This is a genomic window from Aeribacillus sp. FSL W8-0870 (genome assembly GCF_037963755.1).
GTDB lineage: Bacteria > Bacillota > Bacilli > Bacillales > Aeribacillaceae > Aeribacillus > Aeribacillus composti.
The window spans coordinates 2,714,680-2,738,745 of sequence record NZ_CP150165.1; the positions used below are offsets into that span (position 1 = coordinate 2,714,680).

Sequence of the window (24,066 nt, forward strand, 5' to 3'; positions counted from 1 at the left end):
GGAGACAACATAATCCCATTGTTGATTCTTAATTGAAGCTGACTGCAAGCCAACGCGACCGCTGTCTTCCCAGCCTATATAAAATGAAGCGAAATGTTGATAAGCTGTCCATGACCGATCGCTGTTGAACAAGCAGCAAAAATTAGCATAGTGAATAATGCGACAAAAATGGTGCGTTCATCAAATAGATTTTCGTAGAAGCAAATTGTTTAGGTAAATTCCAAGCACGCCATCATTCAAAAATCAATGAAATCGCTCATAAAAGAAGACCCTTATTCGATTGATTTTATGAAAAATTAAAAATAAAATTGTACAAACACAAATGAGACTTAGCATTTCTCCTAAAAATAAATTGTTTAAACCTATTAGACGCAGCAAGGATTTTATAGCAGCAACGAAGGCAAAAAAGAGAACGATTAAAATCCCGCCTAATTTTTCAAACGCTTTTTCGTCAATAAAATATTTTTCAAATTGATAAATAAACGTACAATAAATGATTAGACTGGAAAATATAAAGGCAAATCCTAATAAAATAAAGGATAATGCTGCCAGATCAGCAGATATCAACTTCGCAAAAATTAGTAAAATCACCACAATGAAGTATTGAACCCATAAAATATACGAAAACATAACAGACGTTTGAATGATCGAAAGTTTATGTCTTTGACAAAGCAAAATGATATTCGAATGATTATGATTCATGAATAGAGAAATAAATAGAAAAACTGTAAAAAGGGATATATCATTCACCTTTATAGGAAGAGATTCGACAAATAGAAACAGCAGAACAGTTAATGTATACGTCACGAAAAAATGGCTGTTGATGATCCCGTTTGATCTTATATAATTGAAAAAAATATATAATGACTTCTTTTTAGGCAAATGGTATTTAGAAAAAGATCGTATTATTTGCTTTTCAATGAATAAATAATCGCAGGCTTTATGAAAGAAAAACAAGCAAATTCCTATTAAAACAATGCCCAGCCAAAACAGCCATCCATGTATTCTCAACTCATATAAATTGACTTCGGTAGGGACAAATTTTATTACAAAATCCGCAAAATCTCCGTGAATAAAATAACGAACGGCAGAACCAACAAAAAATTCAAGATCGTCTTTTTTTCCATTGATGAATAAACAGAGAAGCAAATAAATGAAAGAAATAATGAACCGATTGCTTCCAAAGGGGTAGCTTCGCTTGAACACAAATAATAAAAATTTTATAAATGCCAGCACAAACCCATAGAAGAACAAAAATGAAAAGATTTGCAGAAGAAAAACAAAGCCTGCATAGGAGTTGTAATATGTCTGTACGATAAAAAAAGGCAATGACATGAGCAAAAGAAACAGCCATATTAAAAAGAAGCCTAAAAATTCATTAGTAATGATCAATTTCTTCTTTATGTCTGCAGAAAATCTGCTTTCAATTGCAAAATTGCGAATTTCATCGCTGACACCGCTTCCAGCCTGAATTATACACAGCTGCAAAATATATAAGATAATCAATAAATTCAATGTTTTTATGGGCAAGGAAATATGGTGAAACAAGATTTGGAATAAGACCGCAAGTACAAACCAGAATATATAAGCAGCCAAACATACAAAAACAGCATATCTTTTCAGTATTTGAAGGATCGGATTAAAAATATTAGACTTCAATCCAATTCCATCGCTTAAATAAAAAAGCCTGTTTATAAATACTTTGATGATTTTATTCGTTAATAAATAGCATAATTTTAAATACATGTCTTATCATACTCGCTTACACAAGTTTAGATCGGTTTTCTCGTGAATAAGGATGAATCATGTGATATTTTAAGAGTACTAAATTTTAAAAGCCGCTTTTAGTGCACCCTTTATAATAAACTGCATAACTTCATCCTGATGCCATATTAGAAAAGATCACGTCACATAATGTATTCTTCATCAAATACGCAACCTCCTAAAAATGTAAAAGCCAAATAGACGAATAAAGAAAAAATGGTGAAAAGGAGCGGCTTTTTCCAGCTTAAATTCGCCATTCTTTTCAATAGAATAAAAAGAGCAAAAAGACCTGAGAGTAAAAACGGATTGGCTACAATGAAAAAAATATTCGAAGTATCTCGGAACATAAACAATTGCCAAATAATCGATAGCGCTAAAAAAGAAGTGAAAATAAGATAAACTCTATAAAATAAAGAAAATTGCAAAGGAATTCTAAATAGAAATTTTACGAAAAAATGAGTAATGGAAGCTCCTACAAATAATTGCGTTATGACTGATAATATAATAAACACGAGGACAATTCCGAAAACTGCATAAGCCGGCGCCCCTTCTTTTTTCAGCATGATTGGAATATTTTCCACCTCTGAGCCCATCGATATATAGATGGACAGAATGATCGAAATGAACGACAATGTAAAAGCAATAAAAAACAATACATAGCTGGAAAATTTATTATCCTTTATCCATTGGATCATTTTTTATCACTCATCTCGCTTTTTAGCAAATGAATTATAAGTCTAGTTTTATATCTTAATGGAATATATAACCTTTATTTGAATTTATAGTAATTTATATTGAAATTTTTATCAAGAAAAATTTTGTATTTTCCTTTTTCAAAATGAAAAATAGCAGAACGGTGCTCACGAGAAAGGAATCATGGCGAAATGAAAAAGCATCGGTTAAAACCGATGCTTTTTATCGTTATTTATTCAGCCAATCTGTATGGAAGATGCCTTCTTTGTCAACGCGCTGATACGTATGAGCGCCGAAATAATCGCGCTGTGCTTGAATTAAGTTTGCCGGCAATGTTTCAGTGCGGTAGCTGTCATAATAAGCAAGAGCGGCAGAGAAGCACGGCACTGGAATTCCTCTTTCGATGGCAATCGCAATAACTTGTCGTAAAGCTCCCTGATAGCTTTCAACAATTTCTTTAAAATAAGGGTCCAACAGTAGGTTTGGAAGATCAGGGTCGCGATCGTAAGCGTCTTTGATTTTTTGCAAAAACGCTGCGCGGATGATGCAGCCGCCGCGGAAGATCATGGCAATATCGCCGTATTTTAAATTCCAATTATATTCTTCGCTTGCTGCTTTCATTTGCGCAAACCCTTGAGCATAAGAACAAATTTTGCTCATGTACAGCGCTTTGCGAACGGCTTCAATGAGTTCTTCCTTGCTTCCTTCATAAGGCCGTACATTCGGTCCGCTCAACAGTTTGCTTGCTTTAACACGCTCTTCCTTCATGGCGGAAATAAAACGGGCAAATACTGATTCAGTAATGATCGGAAGAGGGATTCCTAAATCGAGCGCGTCTTGGCTTGTCCATTTTCCTGTTCCTTTTTGCCCGGCGGTGTCAAGAATGACATCGACAAGCGGTTTTCCTGTTTCTTCATCGATTTTTGTGAAAATATCTGCTGTAATTTCAATTAAATAGCTGTCAAGCTCTCCTTTATTCCATTCAGCAAACACTTCATGAAGCTCTTGAGCATTTAACCCTAGAACATGTTTTAAAATGAAGTAAGCTTCGGAAATTAATTGCATATCTCCGTATTCAATGCCGTTATGCACCATTTTTACGTAATGTCCTGCTCCATCTGGACCAATGTAGGTGGTGCACGGCTCACCATTTACCTTAGCGGCGATCGCTTCAAAAATTGGACGCACAAGCTCATGAGCCTCTTTTTGTCCTCCCGGCATGATGGAAGGGCCTTTTAAAGCTCCTTCTTCCCCGCCGGAAACCCCTGTGCCAATGAAATGGATGCCGCGTTCAGCGAGCTGTTTGCTGCGGCGTTGAGTATCTTTATAATATGTATTTCCGCCGTCAATTAAAATATCTCCTTCATCGAGATATGGAAGAAGCTGTTCAATAGTTGCATCAGTCGCAGCACCCGCTTTAACCATTAGTAAAATTTTTCGAGGCTTTTCAAGAGAATTGACAAATTCCTCTATACTATACGTTCCGACGATTTTTTTTCCTGCTGCTTCTTTTAGCATTTCGTCTGTTTTTTCTGAAGAACGGTTGTAGACAGAAACGCTGTAGCCTCTGCTTTCAATATTCAATGCTAAATTTTTTCCCATTACTGCTAATCCGATAACACCTATTTGCTGTTTTGACATATGAATACGTCCCTTTCTATTTCGAATAACTATTCTACAGAACTGAAAATACCATAATTAATAGATTGTTTTCAAGTCAAAGCCATATACAAAGTACAGGTTTAAAAAACTTATTTAAAGAAAAAATCTTTCCCGAAGCTCGAGCCGAAAGAATCAATCTCTTTATGCATGCTCAGTCCTTTTTTGATAATTCCTTCTCCATATTTTTCAGACAATTTTTCTATCGCCTGATGGAGCGGTTCATTTTTCGCTTCTTCTTCAAAAGTAAATAGATCAAGCTGTTTAAAAGCATTTTTTTTGTGCATCACATCCTGCCCTGTTATGCCGAGCAGGCGCACAGGCTCGTTTTTCCACAGCTTTTGAAAAACAATCAAAGCATGCTGGAAAATTGTTCTTTCATCATCGGTTGGGTTTTCTAATTTCATACTTTTTGTTACAGTCGTCCGGTCTTTATAGCGAAGCATCACTGCAACTTTTGTCGCTACCGCCTCTTTTTTCTTCAATCGGAGACTTACCGATTTCGCCAAACTTTTCAGGGCATTCTTTAACTCTTCTTCATTTGTTGCATCTTCGGGCAGCGTCATCTGATTTCCGACGCTTTTAAAATCATAAACGGACGATGGATCAACCGGGCGATGGTCAATGCCGTTTGCTTTTTCTTTTAACCTTAATCCATTAATGCCAATTATTTTTTCTAGTTGAACGTCGTTTCCTCTTGCAAGGTCACCGATTGTCCGAATTCCGATCTTCTTTAATTTTTCAGCTGTTTTCGCCCCTACGCCATGCATCTCTTCTACATCAAGAGGCCACAATTTCTCTTTAATATCCCTCTTCCTTAAAACCGTTATGCCTAAAGGCTTTTTCATATCAGAAGCTGTTTTAGCCAAAAATTTATTCGGGGCAATTCCGATGCTGGACGGCAGCTCCAACTCATCAAGAAGCCGCTGTTGAATTTCTTTTGCCAGATCGAGCGGATGTCTTGCGACGTCTGTGACATCCATATATCCTTCGTCTATAGAAACCGGCTCTACAATCGGTGTGTATGAACATAAAATCGCAAACATTGCTTTCGATGCTTTTCGATAACGATCAAAACGGGGCTTTTTGACAATTAAATTCGGGCAAAGCTTCTTTGCCTCCCATACTGGCATGGTCGTCTTTACCCCAAACGCTCTAGCTTCATAGCTGCAAGTCACAACAATTCCTTTCCTCTCCTCCGGGTTGCCGGCTATCGCAAGCGGCAGCCCTTTTAACGACGGATCAAAGGCAGCCTCAACAGATGCGTAAAAACTATTCATATCAATATGCAAAATAACGCGGCTCATACACATCACCCAATATCATTGTACCATACATAAATAAAAGAGGCTCCCTTGTTCTTTTGAATGGGCGGACAGAGCTGAATGAAGCTGGCATTTCTTGCTGCCTGCTATGCAAATGCTTTAAAAATAAAGGAAAGGGGGTGTCTAATAAGTCGTTTTTACGGCTTATTGACGCCCCCATTAATGTTTTAGAAACGTTGATATATCGGTGTTTATGATTTTTATTTTCAATGGCGATTGGACTTTCTAGACAGCCCCGGGATTTCAAAATATAATTTTAAGGTAAATTCGTCGCTCCCATTAAGAAGCGATCCACTTCCCTTGCGGCACCTCTTCCCTCATGAATCGCCCAGACAATCAAGCTCTGTCCTCTTCTTGCGTCACCTGCAGCAAATACGCCTTCTACATTTGTTGTAAATTTGCCGTACGGAGCGTTCACTTTCCGGTTTACCGTTTCAACGCCAAATTGCTTCAGAACAGGCTGTTCCGGCCCTTCAAAACCGATTGCGATAAAGACTAAATCGCACGGCCATACTTTTTCTGTGCCGGGTATTTCTTTAAACACCGCATTGCCGTTTTCATCAAATGATTTTTCCATTTGAATCGTATGCAATTCTTTTACATTGCCATTTTCATCGCCGACAATTTTCTTTGTTTGGATGCAAAATTGACGAGGATCCTGTCCGAATTTGCTTTTAGCTTCCTCATATGCATAATCTAACGTAAAGACCAGCGGAGCTTGAGGCCATGGATTGCCTTCCGCCCGCTCCTTCGGCAAGGCTGGATGTTTACCAAATTGCACAACGCTTTTACACTTTTGCCGCAATGCTGTCGCTACACAGTCAGCACCTGTATCACCGCCGCCAATGACGATGACATGCTTATCTTTTGCATCAATAAACTTTTTGTCTGCAAAATTAGAATTGAGCAGGCTTTTCGTCGTTTCTGTTAAATAATCCATCGCAAAGTGCACGCCGTTTAATTCTCTTCCTTCAATCACAAGATCACGCTGCTTTTGCGCTCCTGTGCATAAAACAACAGCATCATATTGGGAGCGAAGCTCATCAGCGGTGATGTCTTTGCCTACTTCCGTATTAGTTATAAACGTAATTCCTTCTTCTTCTAAAAGACGCACTCTTCTTTCAACAATTTCCTTCTCAAGCTTCATATTCGGAATACCGTACATTAATAACCCGCCGATTCGATCAGCCCGCTCATAAACCGTAACGGAATGTCCCGCTTGGTTCAATTGATCCGCACATGCCAGACCGGCAGGACCTGACCCAACAATAGCGACTTTTTTACCTGTGCGCTTTTCAGGAATTCTCGGCTGAACCCATCCTTCGTCAAAGCCTTTATCGATTATTGCGCGCTCGATGCCTTTAATGGCAACAGCAGGATCTGAAATCGCAACCGTACAAGATCCTTCACACGGTGCAGGACAAACCCTTCCGGTAAATTCAGGAAAATTATTTGTTTTTAAAAGACGGTCCAGCGCTTCCTTCCATCTACCTCTATAAACAAGATCATTCCATTCAGGGATTAAATTATGAATCGGACAACCTGATGTTAAGCCGTTGATCTCCATTCCCATATGACAGAAAGGAGTCCCGCAGTCCATGCAGCGGGCACCTTGTCTGGCAAGTGTTTCATTTGAAAACGGGAATGAATATTCCTTCCAATCATCAAGGCGGGAAAGCGGATTACGTTTTTTCTCTTCTTCGCGTACATACTCCATAAAACCTGTTGCTTTTCCCACGAGTCTCCCCCTCCTTTTCATCCATTCACTAGGTGTGCAATGAGGTTAATTTGCAACAGCCTGTAAAGCGAATGGTTCACCGGCGGTTGTTTTCTCATTCGCAACCGCTTCAAATGCTGCAAGTACAGCTTCTTCTTTCGTAAGACCTGAATTTTCCATTTTTTCAATCGTGCTGATCATTAGTTTGTAGTTTCTAGGTATCACTTTAATAAATCTTCCGACATACTCTTCCCAGTGATCTAATATATGCCGGGCCTTTGGACTTTCTGTATATTGGAAATGCTTCGAAATCATGTCATATACAGTGCGGATTTCTTCTTCATCTTCAAGAGATTCAAACAACACTAATTCCTTATTGGCTGTTCGTTTGAATTTCTCCTGATCATCCGCCAATACGTAAGCAATGCCTCCGGACATACCAGCTGCAAAGTTTTTGCCGACAGATCCGAGAATGACAACACGTCCTCCGGTCATATATTCACAACCGTGATCGCCGACACCTTCAACAACAGCATTCACACCGCTGTTTCTTACACAAAATCTTTCGCCGGCTCGCCCTTGAATATATGCTTCACCGCTCGTTGCACCGTAGAACGCCACATTTCCAATAATGACATTGTCACTTGATGCAAAAGATGCTTCTTTCGGGTGACGGACAATTACTTTTCCGCCGGATAAGCCTTTTCCAATGTAATCATTGGCGTCGCCGGTAAGCGTCATCGTCATTCCTTTCGGTACAAACGCTGCAAAGCTTTGACCTGCTGAGCCGTTGAAATGAAGATTGATTGTATCTTCCGGCAGCCCCTCTTCGCCATATCGTTTTGCAATTTCGCTGCCTGTAATGGTTCCAACGACGCGGTTCACATTTTTAATGTTCAAATGAAGTTCAACTTTTTCTTTCCGTTTAATTGCCTCTTCAACTTTCGGCAATACTTCATTCACGTCTAATGACTGGTCGATTTTATGGTTTTGCGGACGTGCAAATGTTCGCGGACCCTCCACTTGATAAAGCAAGCGGGATAGGTCAAGATGCTTTGCTTTCCAATGTTTTTTTGCACGGTCGCTAACCTTCAATACATCTACTCTTCCAACCATTTCATCAATTGTTCGGAATCCGAGGCTTGCCATGATTTCGCGAACTTCCTGCGCGATGAAATACATGAAATTAACAACATGCTCCGGCTTGCCCATAAATTTTTCACGAAGTTCAGGATTTTGCGTTGCCACTCCGACTGGACATGTATCAAGATGACATACACGCATCATGACACATCCTAGAACAACTAGAGGAGCGGTTGCAAAACCAAATTCTTCTGCCCCGAACAATGCCGCCATCACAACATCACGGCCTGTCATCAGCTTGCCGTCTGTTTCAAGAACGACTCGGTCACGCAATCCGTTGAGCATAAGCGTTTGATGTGTTTCACTAAGGCCGAGCTCCCATGGAAGTCCAGCATGCTTAATGCTCGTCTTTGGAGATGCCCCGGTACCGCCGTCATAGCCGCTGATTGTAATAACGTCCGCTGCACCTTTTGCAACTCCAGCAGCAATCGTTCCTACTCCAGCTTTTGAAACAAGCTTGACGCTGATTCGGGCATCTCTATTCGCGTTTTTCAAATCATGAATAAGCTGCGCCAAGTCTTCAATTGAATAAATGTCATGGTGCGGAGGCGGTGAAATCAATTCCACACCCGGTGTAGAGCCGCGAACTTTTCCGATCCAAGGATACACCTTTTTGCTTGGCAGCTGTCCGCCCTCACCTGGCTTTGCTCCTTGAGCCATTTTAATTTGCAGCTCGTCAGCATTGACTAAATAATGGATTTTCACACCGAAGCGGCCGGAAGCTACTTGTTTTATGGCGCTTCGCTTCAAATCTCCATTTTCATCTGGAACATAGCGGTTCGGATCTTCTCCACCTTCACCGCTGTTGCTTTTTCCACCGATGCGGTTCATCGCAACCGCCAATGCTTCATGCGCTTCCTTGCTTAAGGAACCGAAGGACATTGCTCCTGTTTTAAAGCGGCGTACGATTGATTCCACCGGCTCAACTTCTTCAATAGGAATCGGTTTTCTAGATTCATTGAATTCAAACAAGTTGCGCAAAAACGTCACTTGCTCTTCATTGGCCATCTTCGAGTATTCTTTAAATAACTTATAATCGTTTTTCCGGCATGCCCATTGCAGCGTATGGATCGTTTTTGGATTGAATGCATGGTGTTCTCCGTTTCTTCTCCATTGAAATTCGCTGCCTGGATCGAGCGTTTCATCTCGATAAGTTGTTTTAAATCCTTGAGCATGACGCATTTTCGCTTCTTTTTCAATTTCTTTTAATCCGATTCCTCCAATTTGCGAGGCTGTTCCAGTGAAGTATTCCTCGATAACTTCTTCTCCAATGCCGACCGCTTCAAAAATTTGGGCTCCGCGGTAGCTTTGAATCGTAGAAATTCCCATTTTTGACATGACTTTGACGACCCCGTCTGTCACCGCTTTTTTAAATCTTTTTACTGCTTCTTTATATGAATATGGAATCGTTCCCTTTTGAACAGCATTTCGCACTGTTTCTAAAGCTAAATAAGGATTGACCGCATCTACACCATATCCTATTAGAGCCGCAAAATGGTGCACTTCTCTCACTTCTCCGCATTCAACAATAATGCTTGCTTTCGTGCGGGTTCCTTTTTTCACCATATATTGATGCAGAGCGCTTCCGGCAAGCAGTGTTGGAATTGCTGCATATTCTTCGTTTACTCCGCGATCTGATAAAACTAGAAGTGTAGCGCCGTTTTCCACCGCTTCATCTGCAGCTTGAAAGAGCTGATCCAATGCATTTTTCAAATCATCTTTAAACAAAGCCGGCAAAGTGACGCATTTAAATTCAGGATACGGATTATTTTTCAAAGCAGCGAGTTCTTCATTCGAAAGAATTGGAGATTCTAAGCGAATGCGTCGTGCTGCTGATGGATCAGGATCGAGAATATTTCCTTCTTTTCCTAACAGTGTCATCGTAGAAGTGACGATCGATTCACGAATCGCATCAATCGGAGGATTCGTTACTTGGGCAAACAATTGTTTAAAATAATTAAACAAGCTTTGCGGGCGATCTGACAGCACTGCAAGAGGAGTATCATTTCCCATTGCGCCGATCGGATCTTTTCCATCGATCACCATTGCTGCAATTGTTTTTTCAACATCTTCATACGTATAACCAAACGCTTTTTGGAGTTTGGTTAGATCGTCAACCTTTTCAACATCTTTAGGAACATTGATGTCGAAAATAGAAATCATCTGATCATTGATCCACTGGCGATACGGTTTTTCTTTGGCGATTTCTTCTTTGATTTCCTGATCAGAAATGATTCTTCCTTCTTCCAAGTCAATCAACAGCATTTTTCCTGGACTCAGCCGGTCTTTATAAAGCACATTTTCCGGTTCAACATCAATCACACCGACTTCTGATGAGAAAATAATGTAATCATCTTTCGTCACATAGTAGCGGGCTGGTCTAAGTCCATTGCGGTCCAAAATAGCTCCGATCTGCTTTCCGTCTGTAAACGAGATGGCCGTTGGACCGTCCCACGGCTCCATAAAACAGCTGTGAAATTCATAAAATGCTTTCTTATCATCATCCATTTCATCATCCCAAAACCACGGTTCAGGAATAAGCATCATCGCCGCATGCGCCAGCTTTTTCCCTGCCAGCACAAAAAATTCAAAAGCGTTGTCTAAAATGGATGAATCGCTTCCGTTCATATCTAAAATAGGTGTGATTTTTGTCAAATCATCCCCGAAAACGTCTGAAACAAACAGCTTTTCCCTTGCAGCCATCCAATTCACATTGCCGCGCAATGTGTTGATCTCGCCATTATGGATTAAATATCTGTTTGGATGCGCTCTTTCCCAGCTTGGGAACGTATTGGTGCTGAATCGGGAGTGGACTAGAGCAAAAGCTGATTGAAATCTCTCGTCCTGCAAGTCTACATAAAATTCATCTAATTGTTCAGGCGTCAAGAGACCTTTATAAACAATTGTCCGGCTTGATAAACTTGCAAAATAAAATTCATTATTTTGAACAAGACGTTCTGCTTGTTTCCGAATAACATACAGCTTTCTCTCAAAAGTAAGCTCGTCTTGAATATCATCGCTCGCCCCAATAAATACTTGTCTGATGAAAGGTTTGCTCTCTTTTGCAAGCCAACCGATCTTTTCAGAATTTACCGGCACAGTTCTCCAACCTAATAATATTTGTCCTTCTTTTTCAATGATTTTATTGATTTCTGTTTCATAATGTATCCGATCATGTTCACGACTCGGCAAAAAGACCATTCCGACTCCATATCGTCCTTTTTCTGGAAGGTTCATTCGTCCGCAAGCAACTTTAAAATAATTGTGCGGAATTTGAACCATAATGCCTGCACCGTCTCCAGTTTTCGGATCGCTTCCTTGTCCGCCGCGGTGCTCCAATTGACAAAGCATGTGAAGGCCTTTTTTGACAATATCATGAGAAGGTTTCCCCTTCAGATGAGCATATAAACCGATCCCACATGCATCATGTTCAAATTCAGGACGATAGAGACCTTGTGCCTTTGGTAATCCTATCTGTTTCATCTCTTCTCCCCCATTCTCATGCCGATAAGTCTGTATGTATAATTGTAGTTTTCAAAAATAATATTAACAATATATAATTTAGATAATAATAATCTCATTTTGATATAAATTGCTTGGGGGTGAGTCAAATGGAACTGAGACAGCTTATATATTTTTGGGAGGTTGCAAAGCGGGAGCATGTTTCAGAAGCTGCTGAAGCCCTTCATGTCGCACAGTCGGCTATCAGCAGGCAAATAGCAAATTTAGAGGCGGAGCTCGGAGTGGAGCTTTTTGAAAGGGAAGGAAGGAATGTTAAGCTTACTCCAATTGGACGTCATTTTTTGCCCCATGTCGAGACGGCTTTAAAAGCGATCGAACACGCCAAACAGCAAATTGAAGAATTTTTGGATCCGGAAAGAGGAACAGTTAAAATCGGCTTTCCGACCAGCTTGGCAAGCCATACAATGCCGACTGTTATTTCCGCTTTTAAAGCAAAACACCCGAACGTTTCCTTTCATTTGCGACAAGGTTCTTATAAATATTTAATTGAAGCCGTCAAAAAAAGAGAAATCGATTTAGCTTTTCTCGGTCCTATTCCGACGGATGACAACGATGTGAAAGGGGATATTTTATTTACGGAATCCTTTGCAGCCCTTTTGCCGCACAATCATCCGCTTGCGCACAAAAAAAGCTTAGTGCTGACTGAATTGCGTAATGAACCGTTTGTGACGTTTCCAGAAGGTTATATTCTGCATAAAATCGTGCATGAAGCGTGTCAACAGGCTGGATTTTCCCCAATTATTTCATCGGAAGGGGAAGATTTAGATGCCATCAAAGGGCTCGTATCGGCAGAAATTGGCGTAACATTGCTGCCTGAAAGCACTTTTTATGAAACAATGCCTCGTTTTACGGTAAAAATTCCGATTGAAATGCCTCGTGTAAGCAGAAATGTCGGCATTATTATATCGAAAAATTACGAGCTGGCCCCGTCCGTTAAAGTGTTTTATCAATTTGCTAAAGAGTTTTTCTCAGTACTAGAAAAATATCAATAAAAAAGATGCTCTTCCAACACGACGCTGGAAGAGCGGAACGGCTGTCAATATTATAGAAGCCGGAGGTTGTAAAAACTATCAGAGGTCTTGCAGATGTTTTGGAGCTGTCAATTCTTATTATGAAGCCTAAGGCCTGGCACATCGGATCGTTTGCTGAGTGACGAGCTTCCGGCTTCAAATTTTCAAAGCTCTATTGGTTTGCTACCTCTTTTATAATGGCGACAACTAATTCTGCTGTTTTGACAAGCTCCTCAATCGGCATTTTTTCATTTGTTGTATGAATTTCCTCATAACCAACAGCAAGATTAACAGTCGGAATGCCGAAGCCAGCGATAATATTCGCATCGCTTCCGCCCCCGCTTTTTAACAATCTGCTCTCTCTGCCGATTGTTTTGATAGCTTTTTTAGCAATTTGAACGACCTTATCTTCATCGGTAAACGTAAATCCGGGATACATTACGTTAATATCCACTTCTGCTTTTGCTCCCATTTCGGCAGCTGCTGTTTCAAAAGCTTCCTTCATTTTTTGTACTTGCTGCTCCAATTTTTCAGGTACAAGTGAACGCGCTTCAGCTAAAATATCAACGCGGTCGCATACGATATTTGTTTGCGTTCCCCCTTCAAAACGGCCGATATTTGCCGTTGTTTCTTCATCGATTCGGCCTAAAGGCATATTGGCAACTGCTTTTGCTGCAACCGTAATAGCGGAAATTCCTTTTTCTGGCGCAACCCCGGCATGAGCGGTTTTTCCGTGAATCGTCGCTTTAATTTTTGCATGTGTCGGCGCCGAAACAATAATGTCTCCAACTTTTCCGTCACTGTCCAATGCATACCCGTATTGCGCGGTAATCAGTTTTGAATCAAGCGCTTTTGCCCCAATTAAACCTGATTCTTCTCCAACCGTAATGACAAACTCGATTTTCCCGTGAGGAATGTTATTTTCTTTTAATACACGCACCGCTTCCAGCATTGCGGCAAGGCCCGCTTTATCATCAGCGCCTAAAATCGTTGTTCCGTCCGTCACAATATATCCGTTTTGTATAGAAGGTTTTACCCCTTTTCCAGGTACGACCGTATCCATATGAGAGGTAAAATAAATCGTATCAACGCCTTCTTTCGTCGCCTCTAGCGTACAAATTAAATTTCCTGCTCCATGTCCTGTTTTTTCAATTGATTCGTCTTCTATTACTTGTAGTCCAAGCTCGGTAAATTTTTGCTTTAATACATTTGCTATTTCCCGTTCAAATTTTGTTTCTGAATCAATTTTCACGAGTTCTAAAAATTCATTCACTAGCCGGTTTTCCTGAACCATTTTGTCTTTCCTCCTAATTATGTATTCATGTTTAGTGTAACCGATTTTGATTCCGCTTGTGAAATCAAAAAGAAGCTGTCTATGAAGGTTGTCCCCTCTAAAAAATCGTTGTACAATGTTTTATAAATCATGTATGTGGAGGGAATCATGATGACAAGCAAAAAAATGCAAAAGTGGGTTGTTTATATTATGTTAGGTTCATTGCTGATCACCTCAATTTTAACAGGCATCACTATGTGGCTTTAAAAATTCAACATGCACTTTTTACACCACATAGGCTGTTTGGTAAAAAACAATTTCTTTCAAATCGGTGCTTCCTCCTCTCGATTGCTCGTCCTCATACTACCTTTTGTTACATATTTTCCGATAAAGTCCATGAATTCCGCACATTCATTTTCGCAAAATCAATCTCGTCCGATGCGGACTTTTGGCATCGTTGCCGCGAATTTTTTTACAGATCACGCTGATTTATTCCATAGCTGTTCACGAATATTTTCAGATCATGCGAACCGATATGGTGAACATTCTTAGCCGATTTTTTTCAGCAGACACGGTCCATTCTTCTGTTTGTATTTTGAAAAGTGCAGCTCGTAAAGGCGTTTCTTCTAAACATATGTACGAAAAAAGCATTGACACGATCTCTCGTTTTATTGTGCTCAATGACAAGCGCTTCATCCTTTTCCTTTTTTGGCGTCGGCAAGACCTTTAAACTGGCTTTTAATAATTAAATATTGCTCCATTTCATATAAAAAATGATAAAGCCTTGCTCTCGTTTCAAATTCCTTTCTTGTTTTCGGAAGCGGCGTCCTTTCCATCTCTTTTTTGATGTCATCTAGCTTTTTTAAAAATTTCTTTGCAGTATTTCCGGAATGAATGTTGTCTTTTAACTCTTCAATAAACTGTGCAATAAGGTGCGCTTGTTCTACGTTTGCGGTGATCATCGTGAACGTCGGCAGCACTCGTTCAATGATTTCAAATTGTTTTTCTCTCATTTTAAAATATGCATAATATTGGTCTTCATGTCTTAGCAAACGATTTTCTACATTTCGGAGCGCCAATCCTTTCCCTTTTTCAATGAGATCGGCTGTCTCAGGAATTTCTTTTCCATCCCACGTATAGTCGCCTTCTCTTAAAAAAGCTACAATTTTTTCAAAAATAACCGCAAAGTTTTTTTCTACTTCTTTTCGATAAATATTAAGGTCATTTTCCAGGCTCGGCATATACAGATTCATTAAGAGCGCTACTCCGATCCCTGTCACAATAATCAAAAGTTCGTTTTGAACAATATCCAGCGTTATTTGACCTGCTTCATATAAGTGCAAAATAATAACAGCGCTCGTTACAATGCCTTCTGTCGTTTTAAAAAGCACCATTGTCGGTATGAAAAAAAGCAACAGAAATCCAATGACAATTGGATGGTAACCAAAAATTTCAAAAAAAAGAAAAGAAAACATCATTCCCGTTATACAAGCAAAAAACCTGGACCAAGCGCTTTTCAATGATTTCTTTTTTGTTACTTGAATACAAAGAATCGCGATGATGCCGGTGGAAACAAAATGGTTTAAATCCATCAGCTGTGCTAAAAATATCGCTAGAGGAGCACCTATCGCTGTTTTTAACGTACGATAACCGATTTTAAATTTTCTCATTACTCATCACCATCATTTGCCTATTCTCTTTTCGAAATAAAAAAGGCGCCACATCTAAAAATGGCAGCCTTTTCTTTTTATACTTCGTCACAATATTGCTCGAATGCCTCTTGCAATTTTTGGACAACAGACATCGGCTCATGTCCTTCGATTTCATGGCGTTCAATCATGGTAACGAGCTTTCCATCCTTGAGCAGCGCAAAAGATGGAGAAGACGGCGGATAACCGGTAAAATAAGATCTAGCTCGTTCCGTAGCTTCTTTATCTTGACCTGCAAATACAGTCACTAATTGATCAGGACGTTTATCATAATGAAGCGCATGATATGCAGCCGGTCTTGCGATTCCTCCTGCACAGCCGCAAACAGAATTAATCATTACTAAAGTGGTTCCTTTTTTCGTTAAAGCTTCATCCACTTCTTCCGGTGTTTTCAATTCCGTATAGCCAGCGGCAACGATTTCCTCACGCGCTTGGCGAACTATGTCGTTCATGAAGAAATTAAAATCGATGCTCATTCATTCGCACCCCTTTCCCTTTTTTTCACCATTATATTGTTATCTTACAATAACAGCAATCTTTGAAGCAAATGTTAACCAATTTTGCTTAAGCATTATTTCTAATAACTCAAAGGACTAATATACGGATGTCGTTTCTTTCGAAATACCTTCTAATATTTGTTTTACTCTTTGCAAAAATCTTCCGCATACAACCCCATCTAATACTCTATGATCGAGAGAAAGGCAGAGATTCACCATATCGCGCACGGCGATCATTCCGTTTTTCATGACAACTAATCTTTTCACAATCGTTTCTACTTGCAGCAAAGCCGCTTGTGGATAGTTAATAATTCCCATTGATTGAATAGAGCCGAATGAACCTGTGTTGTTAACGGTAAATGTACCGCCTTCCATTTCCTTCGCTTCAATCGTTCCCGTTCTAACCTTTAAAGCAAGCTCGTTAATTTCTCGAGCAATTCCTTTAATGGATTTTTCATCAGCATGTTTAATAACTGGTACATAAAGCGCATCATCTGTTGCAACAGCGATCGAAATATTAATGTCTTTCTTTTGAATAATTTTATCCCCCGCCCAAGTCGAATTCATTTGCGGATATTCTTTCAACGCTTCTGCAACGCTTTTCACAAAAAACGGGAAAAATGTTAAAGGAAAACCTTCTTTTGCTTTAAATTCTTCCTTGATCGAATTTCTTAATTCAACTAACCCAGTTACATCGACCTCAATCATCATCCAAGCATGGGGAATTTCTGTTTTGCTTCGCGCCATATTTTGAGCAATGGCTTTGCGCACCCCAGAAACAGGAATTTCAGTATCACCGGCTGTTTTAGGTGATTTATAGGATTTCGTTTCTTGGATCAAGGAGCCCTTCTTCGGTATATTACCTGCTTCAATCAGCTTCAACACATCTTTTCGGGTAATTCTTCCGAAAGCTCCCGTTCCGTTGACTTTTTCTAAATCAATATCATGTTCTTGAGCTAGCCGGAGCACTGCCGGAGAATACCTGTTTTTCATAGTCTTCTTTTCCGTTTCTTCTTTTTCAGCCGGCTGATGGTCATTATCATAAAGACTGTCTTTTGGCTGAATGTTTTTTTCTTGTTCAACCGCCACAGCCTCCACTTCAATTCTGCAAATAACTTCGCCAACTTGGAGAGTATCTCCCTCCTCAGCTAAAAGCTCTTTAATTACACCTGTATATGATGAAGGAACTTCTGCATTCACTTTATCCGTCATAACTTCTGCAATGGGATCATATTTGTTGACCTTATCGCCGATGGAGACGAGCCACTTGCTGATTGTTCCTTCTGTCACGCTTTCTCCTAATTGAGGCATTTTCATTTCTTCGATTAGCACGTTGATTCCTCCTTGAGATTAGGGTCAACTTTTAAAACTCTGCCAATTCTCTCATCGCTTTTTCAATTTTTTCTGCATTCATCATAAAAAATTTTTCCATTGTCGGTGCAAATGGCATCGCAGGTACATCCGGGCCTGCAAGCCGTTTAATTGGTGCATCAAGATCAAACAAACAATGCTCTGCAATAATGGCGGATACCTCGCTCATTACACTGCCTTCTTTATTATCCTCAGTCACGAGAAGCACCTTGCCGGTTTTTGAAGCGGCCTCAATAATAGCCTCCTGATCAAGCGGATATACCGTTCTTAAATCTAAAAGGTGGACAGAAATTCCATCTTTTTCTAATCGTTCAGCTGCCTGCAGAGCAAAATGAACGCACAATCCATATGTAATAACGGTAATGTCATCCCCCTCCAGCTTGACATCCGCCTTTCCAATCGGCAAAACATAATCATCTGCCGGAACTTCCCCTTTAATGAGCCTGTATGCCCGCTTATGTTCAAAAAATAAGACAGGATCATCATCGCGTATCGCTGCTTTTAATAATCCTTTTACGTCATACGGCGTAGAAGGTATGACAATTTTCAAACCGGGCTGGTTGGCAAATACCGCTTCAACAGACTGAGAATGGTATAAAGCACCGTGCACTCCTCCGCCAAACGGCGCCCGAATCGTAATCGGACAGTTCCAGTCATTGTTGGAGCGATACCGTATTTTCGCTGCTTCTGAAATAATTTGATTGACAGCCGGCATAATAAAATCAGCAAATTGTATTTCACAAACAGGGCGCATTCCGTACATGGCCGCTCCTATTCCAACGCCAGCGATAGCAGATTCAGCAAGGGGAGCATCGATTACCCTCTCTTCTCCAAACTGTTCATATAACCCTTGAGTCGCTTTAAAAACTCCTCCTTTTTTCCCGACATCTTCTCCTAGTAGAAATACTTTTTCATCTCGCTCCATTTCCTCACGAAGTGCAGCTGTAACTGCTTCGATATATGACATAATTGGCATCTTTTTTCCTCCTTCAGTTTCCATACACATGTTTCAGTGCATGTTCCGGAGCCGCATAAGGCGCATTTTCTGCATAATCAGTTGCTTCATCGATTACGCTTGCAATTTTCGTCTGCATATTTTGTTCCAATTCCTCTGTTAACAATCCAATTTCTTTTAAATAGGATGCAAACGTATAAATCGGATCTTTTTTCTTAGCTTCTTCGATTTCTTCTTTTGTCCGGTAGCTCCGATCATCATCATCGCTCGAATGGGGTGTAAGGCGGTGCACAAGCGTTTCAACCAATGTCGGTCCCTCTCCTCGGACAGCTCTTTCTCTCGCTTCCTTCACCACTTTGTACACCTCAAGAGGATCGTTTCCATCTACAGTCACCCCGTGCATGCCGTACCCTGCTGCTCTGTCTGACACTTTTTCGCAAGCTAATTGCTTTTGAATCGGAACGCTGATGGCGTATTGGTTATTTTCACACATCAAAATGACAGGTAATTTATGTACTCCAGCAAAATTCGCCCCTTCATGAAAATCTCCTTGGTTCGAAGATCCTTCCCCAAAGGAAACAAATGTGACAAAATCCTTTTTATCGATTTTTCCTGCTAAGGCGATTCCAGCTGCATGAGGAACTTGAGTTGTAACAGGGGATGAACCAGTTACAATCCGATTTTTCTTTTGGCCGAAATGTCCTGGCATTTGCCTGCCCCCGGAATTCGGGTCTTCCGCTTTTGCAAATGCTGATAGCATTAATTCTTTCACGGTCATTCCAAAGTGCAGGACAACGCCTACATCACGGTAGTAAGGCAAGATATAATCCTTTGTTTTGTCCAAGGCAAATGCTGCACCAACTTGAGCGCCTTCATGCCCTTGACATGAGATGACAAATGGGATTTTTCCTGCTCGGTTTAAAAGCCACATCCGTTCGTCCACTTTTCTTGCAAGAAGCATCGTTTCATACATGTTTAATACGTCCTGATCCGTTAAACCTAAAGACTGATGACGATTTTTGGGCATGACAAGACCTCCCTAGCTTATATATGTATTGCTTTGCCATTTACCGCAAGAGCCGCTTCCATTATCCCTTCTGACAATGTTGGATGGGCATGAATCGTACGGGAGAGTTCCCAAGAGCTTGCATCGAGAAAGCTTGCTAAACTTCCTTCAGAAATCAGCTCTGTTGCATTTGGTCCGATAATATGAATTCCTAAAAGATCATCGGTCTTTTCATCTGCGACAATTTTGACAAACCCTTGCGGTTCTCCATAAATGAGCGCTTTTCCAACTCCTTGAAAAGGAAATTTTCCGATTTTGATGGTATAGCCTTTTTCCCTCGCTTCTTGTTCTGTTAAACCGATACTTGCAGCTGCAGGATTCGAATAAATACATTTAGGGACTTTTTTGTAGTCAATTGGCAAAACATTCTCTCCTGCAATATGTTCTACGGCGCGTATTCCTTCTTGCGATGCGACATGGGCAAGCTGAAGACCGCCGATGACATCACCGACTGCATAGATGTTTGATTCCTTTGTTTGATAAAACTCGTTTGTCACAATATAGCCATTATGGATTTCAATTTCGGTATTTTCCAATCCAATTCCTTCTGTGTTCCCTTTTCTCCCTATTGACAACAGCAGTTTTTCACTGTGCAAACTGATTTCTTGTCCATCCTGTTCGATGAACACTGTGATTCCGTTTTGTATTTCTGTTTTTTCAGGCAAAATCGATATATTCGTAAAAATGCGGACTCCTTTTTTCCTCATTAGCCGTTCCATTTCTTTACTTATTTCAATATCTTCTGACGGCAAAATTCGATCCGCCATTTCAAGGATCGTGACTTCAACTCCGAAATCAGAGAGCATAGATGCCCATTCCATTCCAATCACTCCGCCGCCCACAATGATCATAGATGAAGGAAGGCGTTGTAATTGCAATGCTTCATCTGACGTCAAAATAGTCTCGCCGTCAATCGTTAATCCAGGCAATTCACGAGGGCGCGATCCAGTTGCAATAATAACGTATTTCGGAAGTAAAATTTGGTTTTCCTCCCCGTTTTCCATCTCTACAGAAACTGTTCCTGGCTGCGGAGAAAAGATGGACGCACCTAAAATTCGTCCGATGCCATGAAACACATCGATCTTTCCCTTTTTGACTAATTGCCTGACCCCTTGATAAAGTTGAGAAACTATCTTTTCCTTCCGCTCCTGCACTTTATCAAAATTGACTTGAACATTGGACAGCTCGATTCCAAAGTCGCTGCTTTTTTTTGATTGAGCAAATATTTCAGCGCTTCGCAATAAAACTTTGCTCGGGATGCAGCCCGAATGCAAACAGGTCCCTCCAAGCTTTGATTTTTCAACAATAGCTGTTTTCATTCCGAGCTGGGATGCCCGGATCGCTGTAACATATCCTGCCGTTCCTCCTCCTAAAATCACTACATCATATTCTTTGGCCATGAAACTCTCCTTCCTTCATCTCTTCTATGTATGCTAAAAAACCGATTTTTAAAAATATTTATATAGAAAAGACGTATGCTCCTTGTCCATTCATCGTTAATAAAATGGCATATCTTCATCATAACATGTTTATTTGTATTGACAAATTGTAATATGATCGTAAAAATGAAATTGATTCGCTCTATTTTAACAGAAAGGGATATAAAGTCAAATGATAAGGCTTATTGCATTGTTGATTATGGTGATTCCAGGGATCCTGGCGGTTTACGGAATTAAATTAATGAGAGACATGCTTTTTGGCATTTTACAGCCCCCGTTTCCTTACTTATGGCTGCAATTTTTAATGGGTTTATTATTTTTCCTAGCAGGATTGTTCTTTATAGGAGGATTTATTTTGCATAGAGATAGAAAACGCAATCGAGTTCAGCCGCGTTTTCAGAAAAAAAGTAACCGCCGTTAGGCTCAGCGGTTACTTTTTTTTTCAGGAGGCCTTATGCTCCAATCTCAATTTATCTGCCACCATTGCAATAAATTCCGAGTTCGTCGGTTTGGCTTTTGACATGCTGACTGTGTAGCCAAACAGCGATGAGATAGATTCAATGTTGCCGCGGCTCCATGCTACTTCAATAGCATGGCGGATAGCACGTTCCACACGGCTTGCCGTTGTGTTAAATTTTTTCGCAATATCTGGATAAAGCACTTTTGTAATCGATCCTAACAGCTCGATATCATTATAAACCATGGAAATCGCTTCTCTTAAATATAAATATCCTTTGATGTGCGCAGGAACCCCGATTTCATGAATAATGCTTGTAATACTAGCGTCTAGATTGTCATTTTTATTTTCAGAAACAGCAGAGCCAGATTTATGTAAAGATATATTTTTCATTAGAGGCGAAGGCTTTCCACTCACTTGACGAATATTTCCAGCCAGCTGTTCCATATCGAACGGTTTTAAAATAAAATAAGCAGCCCCTAGGTCGACCGCTTTTTTCGTTACATCCTCCTGGCCAAAAGCAGTTAACATGATTACGTTCGGCTTTTTCGCTTTGTTTAGCTCCTTGAGCTTTTGCAGTACTGCTAATCCATCTAAATGGGGCATAATGATATCCAAAACAAGGACGTCCGGGCTTTTTTCATTCAAAATATTTAAACATTCCTGACCATTGTAAGCAACGCCGATTACTTCCATATCCTCCTGGCTGGATAAATATTCATCCAAAAGGGCAACAAGCTCTCGGTTATCATCAACGATACATACTTTAATTTTTTCCACACGCACTCCTCCCAATCTTCTTTACAAAATTATACATTGTTTGATCTACAAGATATTTTCGACAACTTTACAAATAATCCTTTTCCTTTTTTAAAAAAAGTGAAAAATTATGTGTTTTTTCAAAGTTCTTCTTATTATGAATAAAGTTTTCGATTTCAAGCAAAATTCTCCTCTAACAAACATAAACAGCGTTTTTGTAATAAATATGTATGTCGAATTAAATAAGTTTATACATAAATTTTCGCTTGATTGAGCCAGTACACTTCCCTTGCTTTTAAAGCAAACAGCCCACTTCACAAAACTCCTTTATGTGAACGTGACGTTTTTCGCAAAAGGATTTATTTAAGAACGCTGCATCATGTAATAAGAAAAAGCGAGTGCGTTAACTCGCTTTTTGCTGTTTTTCGTCCATACTAATCCCTGCGTCTTGCAGCATCCATTCAATGTGAACACCGTAACCAGATGTCGGATCATTGACAAATACATGAGTCACAGCGCCAACCAGCTTTCCATCTTGAATGATTGGACTGCCGCTCATTCCTTGAACAATGCCTCCTGTTTTCTTAAGCAATTCCTTATCTGTCACTTTTATGACCATACCTTTTGTTGCAGGAAACTTTTGATTAACGGTACTGACAATTTCTACATCAAATGCTTCCACTTTATTTTGATCTACCACTGTTAAAATTTGTGCAGGACCTTCTTTCACTTGATGTGAAAAAGCAACTGGTATCGGTTTGTCCATAATTCCGTTTTTCACTTCTTGATTCAGCCTGCCAAATATGCCGAATGGACTGTTTTTTGAAATAGAGCCGATCACTTCATGTTTTTCTGAAAATCTTGCTAATTTTTCACCTGGACTTCCGCCTCTTCCTTTTTCAATCGACGTTACCGTAGACCGGACAATTTTTCCGTTTTCAACCACAATCGGTTTTTTTGTATCCATATCTGATATAACGTGCCCAAGAGCACCGTATTTTTTTGATTTCGGATCATAAAACGTCATCGTTCCAATGCCTGCTGCAGAATCCCGTATATAGAGACCGATACGATACGTTTTGTCGCTTTTGTCTTTGACTGGTGTCAATTTCGTGTTGAGAACTTTGTTGTTGCGTTTTACTTCGATCGCTAAAGGGCGGCCTGTTCTTCCTGCTTCTTGTATAAATGGAATAATATCACTCATTTTTTCTATTTTTGTCCCATTAATTTTTGTTATCATATCGCCGACTTCTACACCTGCCGATTCACCCGGTGATTTTTTTCCGGCTTCAGTTTCAATTTGGTGAAAGCCGACTACTAAAACACCAAGTGTATTTAACTTAACACCGATCGATTGGCCTCCAGGAATTACCTTTAATTCCGGGAGAACTTTGACATTCACGTTTTTAACCGGCATGCCTTTTATTTCATAGAGAATTTGTCCATCTCCAGATTTCGTGCCTTTTAGCTGCAATTCGTCCCCGCTTTCCGACACTTTGAAAGCGTTTTGAACATCCTGAACTTGAGCTTGAGCTGGAATAACATTTTTTTCTATTGTATAAACGTCATTTTCAAAAATGGTGATTGTTTTCGGAATGTGTAAATATTGTCGCACCTCTTTTGAAAAGCCTAAACTGATTAAAGAAACAAGGAGAATCGTACCAATTATTTTTCTGATGTATTCTAAAGTCATTTCTTCACTCTCCT

At 40.0% G+C, this 24,066-nt stretch carries 18 protein-coding genes; 3 read left to right on the forward strand and 15 right to left on the reverse strand.

The features are described 5' to 3' along the window. Positions 1 to 243: 243 nt before the first annotated feature. The 6 genes from NSU02_RS13200 to gltB form a co-directional block, all read right to left on the reverse strand. Positions 244 to 1,746 carry a hypothetical protein gene (locus NSU02_RS13200; RefSeq protein ID WP_339193028.1) on the reverse strand — a complete coding sequence of 501 codons (1,503 nt, stop codon included), beginning with the start codon at positions 1,744 to 1,746 and terminating at the stop codon, positions 244 to 246. Between the two features lie 161 nt (positions 1,747 to 1,907). Continuing rightward, complete coding sequence (locus tag NSU02_RS13205; RefSeq protein WP_339193029.1) at positions 1,908 to 2,459, reverse strand: hypothetical protein; 552 nt, start codon at positions 2,457 to 2,459, stop codon at positions 1,908 to 1,910. 226 nt (positions 2,460 to 2,685) lie between these two features. Beyond that, positions 2,686 to 4,098 carry an NADP-dependent phosphogluconate dehydrogenase gene (gene gndA / locus NSU02_RS13210; RefSeq protein WP_063388147.1) on the reverse strand — a complete coding sequence of 471 codons (1,413 nt, stop codon included), beginning with the start codon at positions 4,096 to 4,098 and terminating at the stop codon, positions 2,686 to 2,688. A 110-nt stretch (positions 4,099 to 4,208) separates the two neighbouring features. Further along, complete coding sequence (locus NSU02_RS13215; RefSeq protein WP_261308722.1) at positions 4,209 to 5,432, reverse strand: DNA polymerase IV; 1,224 nt, start codon at positions 5,430 to 5,432, stop codon at positions 4,209 to 4,211. A 265-nt stretch (positions 5,433 to 5,697) separates the two neighbouring features. Continuing rightward, positions 5,698 to 7,179, reverse strand: a complete 1,482-nt coding sequence (locus tag NSU02_RS13220) for a glutamate synthase subunit beta (RefSeq protein ID WP_339193030.1) — start codon at positions 7,177 to 7,179, stop codon at positions 5,698 to 5,700. Between the two features lie 45 nt (positions 7,180 to 7,224). Next, positions 7,225 to 11,784 (reverse strand): glutamate synthase large subunit, encoded by a 4,560-nt coding sequence (gene gltB / locus NSU02_RS13225; RefSeq protein ID WP_339193031.1) that lies wholly within the window; start codon positions 11,782 to 11,784, stop codon positions 7,225 to 7,227. Between the two features lie 128 nt (positions 11,785 to 11,912). Between gltB and NSU02_RS13230 the strand changes: the two genes are divergently transcribed. Then, a complete protein-coding gene (locus NSU02_RS13230; protein WP_063388144.1) occupies positions 11,913 to 12,815 on the forward strand; it encodes a LysR family transcriptional regulator in 903 nt (300 codons plus the stop codon). Between the two features lie 190 nt (positions 12,816 to 13,005). Here the strand turns inward: NSU02_RS13230 and NSU02_RS13235 are convergent, their stop codons facing one another. Next, positions 13,006 to 14,127 (reverse strand): tripeptidase T, encoded by a 1,122-nt coding sequence (locus NSU02_RS13235; protein ID WP_063388143.1) that lies wholly within the window; start codon positions 14,125 to 14,127, stop codon positions 13,006 to 13,008. A 147-nt stretch (positions 14,128 to 14,274) separates the two neighbouring features. On the opposite strand from NSU02_RS13235, the gene prli42 reads away from it, so the two are divergent. Beyond that, complete coding sequence (gene prli42 / locus NSU02_RS13240; RefSeq protein ID WP_232515568.1) at positions 14,275 to 14,373, forward strand: stressosome-associated protein Prli42; 99 nt, start codon at positions 14,275 to 14,277, stop codon at positions 14,371 to 14,373. A 425-nt stretch (positions 14,374 to 14,798) separates the two neighbouring features. Here prli42 and NSU02_RS13245 read toward each other — a convergent pair whose 3' ends face one another. The 6 genes from NSU02_RS13245 to lpdA all read right to left on the reverse strand — a co-directional run bounded on the left by NSU02_RS13245 (position 14,799) and on the right by lpdA (position 21,104). After that, positions 14,799 to 15,776, reverse strand: a complete 978-nt coding sequence (locus NSU02_RS13245) for an aromatic acid exporter family protein (RefSeq protein ID WP_339193032.1) — start codon at positions 15,774 to 15,776, stop codon at positions 14,799 to 14,801. 77 nt (positions 15,777 to 15,853) lie between these two features. Then, positions 15,854 to 16,291, reverse strand: coding sequence for a BrxA/BrxB family bacilliredoxin (locus tag NSU02_RS13250; protein WP_339193034.1), 438 nt, complete (start codon positions 16,289 to 16,291; stop codon positions 15,854 to 15,856). A gap of 117 nt (positions 16,292 to 16,408) precedes the next feature. Then, positions 16,409 to 17,644: a dihydrolipoamide acetyltransferase family protein gene (locus tag NSU02_RS13255; protein WP_339193035.1), complete on the reverse strand. Its 1,236-nt coding sequence runs from the start codon at positions 17,642 to 17,644 to the stop codon at positions 16,409 to 16,411. 31 nt (positions 17,645 to 17,675) lie between these two features. Beyond that, complete coding sequence (locus NSU02_RS13260) at positions 17,676 to 18,659, reverse strand: alpha-ketoacid dehydrogenase subunit beta (protein ID WP_063388139.1); 984 nt, start codon at positions 18,657 to 18,659, stop codon at positions 17,676 to 17,678. 13 nt (positions 18,660 to 18,672) lie between these two features. Continuing rightward, positions 18,673 to 19,665 carry a thiamine pyrophosphate-dependent dehydrogenase E1 component subunit alpha gene (locus NSU02_RS13265; protein WP_311066311.1) on the reverse strand — a complete coding sequence of 331 codons (993 nt, stop codon included), beginning with the start codon at positions 19,663 to 19,665 and terminating at the stop codon, positions 18,673 to 18,675. Between the two features lie 17 nt (positions 19,666 to 19,682). After that, a complete protein-coding gene (gene lpdA / locus NSU02_RS13270; protein WP_063388137.1) occupies positions 19,683 to 21,104 on the reverse strand; it encodes a dihydrolipoyl dehydrogenase in 1,422 nt (473 codons plus the stop codon). A gap of 211 nt (positions 21,105 to 21,315) precedes the next feature. Here lpdA and NSU02_RS13275 point away from each other — a divergent pair, with 211 nt between their 5' ends. Then, the gene (locus NSU02_RS13275) at positions 21,316 to 21,564 is read left to right on the forward strand and encodes a DUF2627 domain-containing protein (protein ID WP_063388136.1); all 249 of its coding nucleotides are present in this window, start codon (positions 21,316 to 21,318) and stop codon (positions 21,562 to 21,564) included. Positions 21,565 to 21,585: 21 nt separating this feature from the next. Here NSU02_RS13275 and spo0A read toward each other — a convergent pair whose 3' ends face one another. Further along, complete coding sequence (gene spo0A, locus NSU02_RS13280) at positions 21,586 to 22,380, reverse strand: sporulation transcription factor Spo0A (protein ID WP_063388135.1); 795 nt, start codon at positions 22,378 to 22,380, stop codon at positions 21,586 to 21,588. A gap of 382 nt (positions 22,381 to 22,762) precedes the next feature. Then, entirely contained in the window at positions 22,763 to 24,052 is a 1,290-nt protein-coding gene (gene spoIVB, locus NSU02_RS13285; protein WP_144596806.1) for a SpoIVB peptidase, read from the reverse strand. Positions 24,053 to 24,066 lie beyond the last annotated feature (14 nt).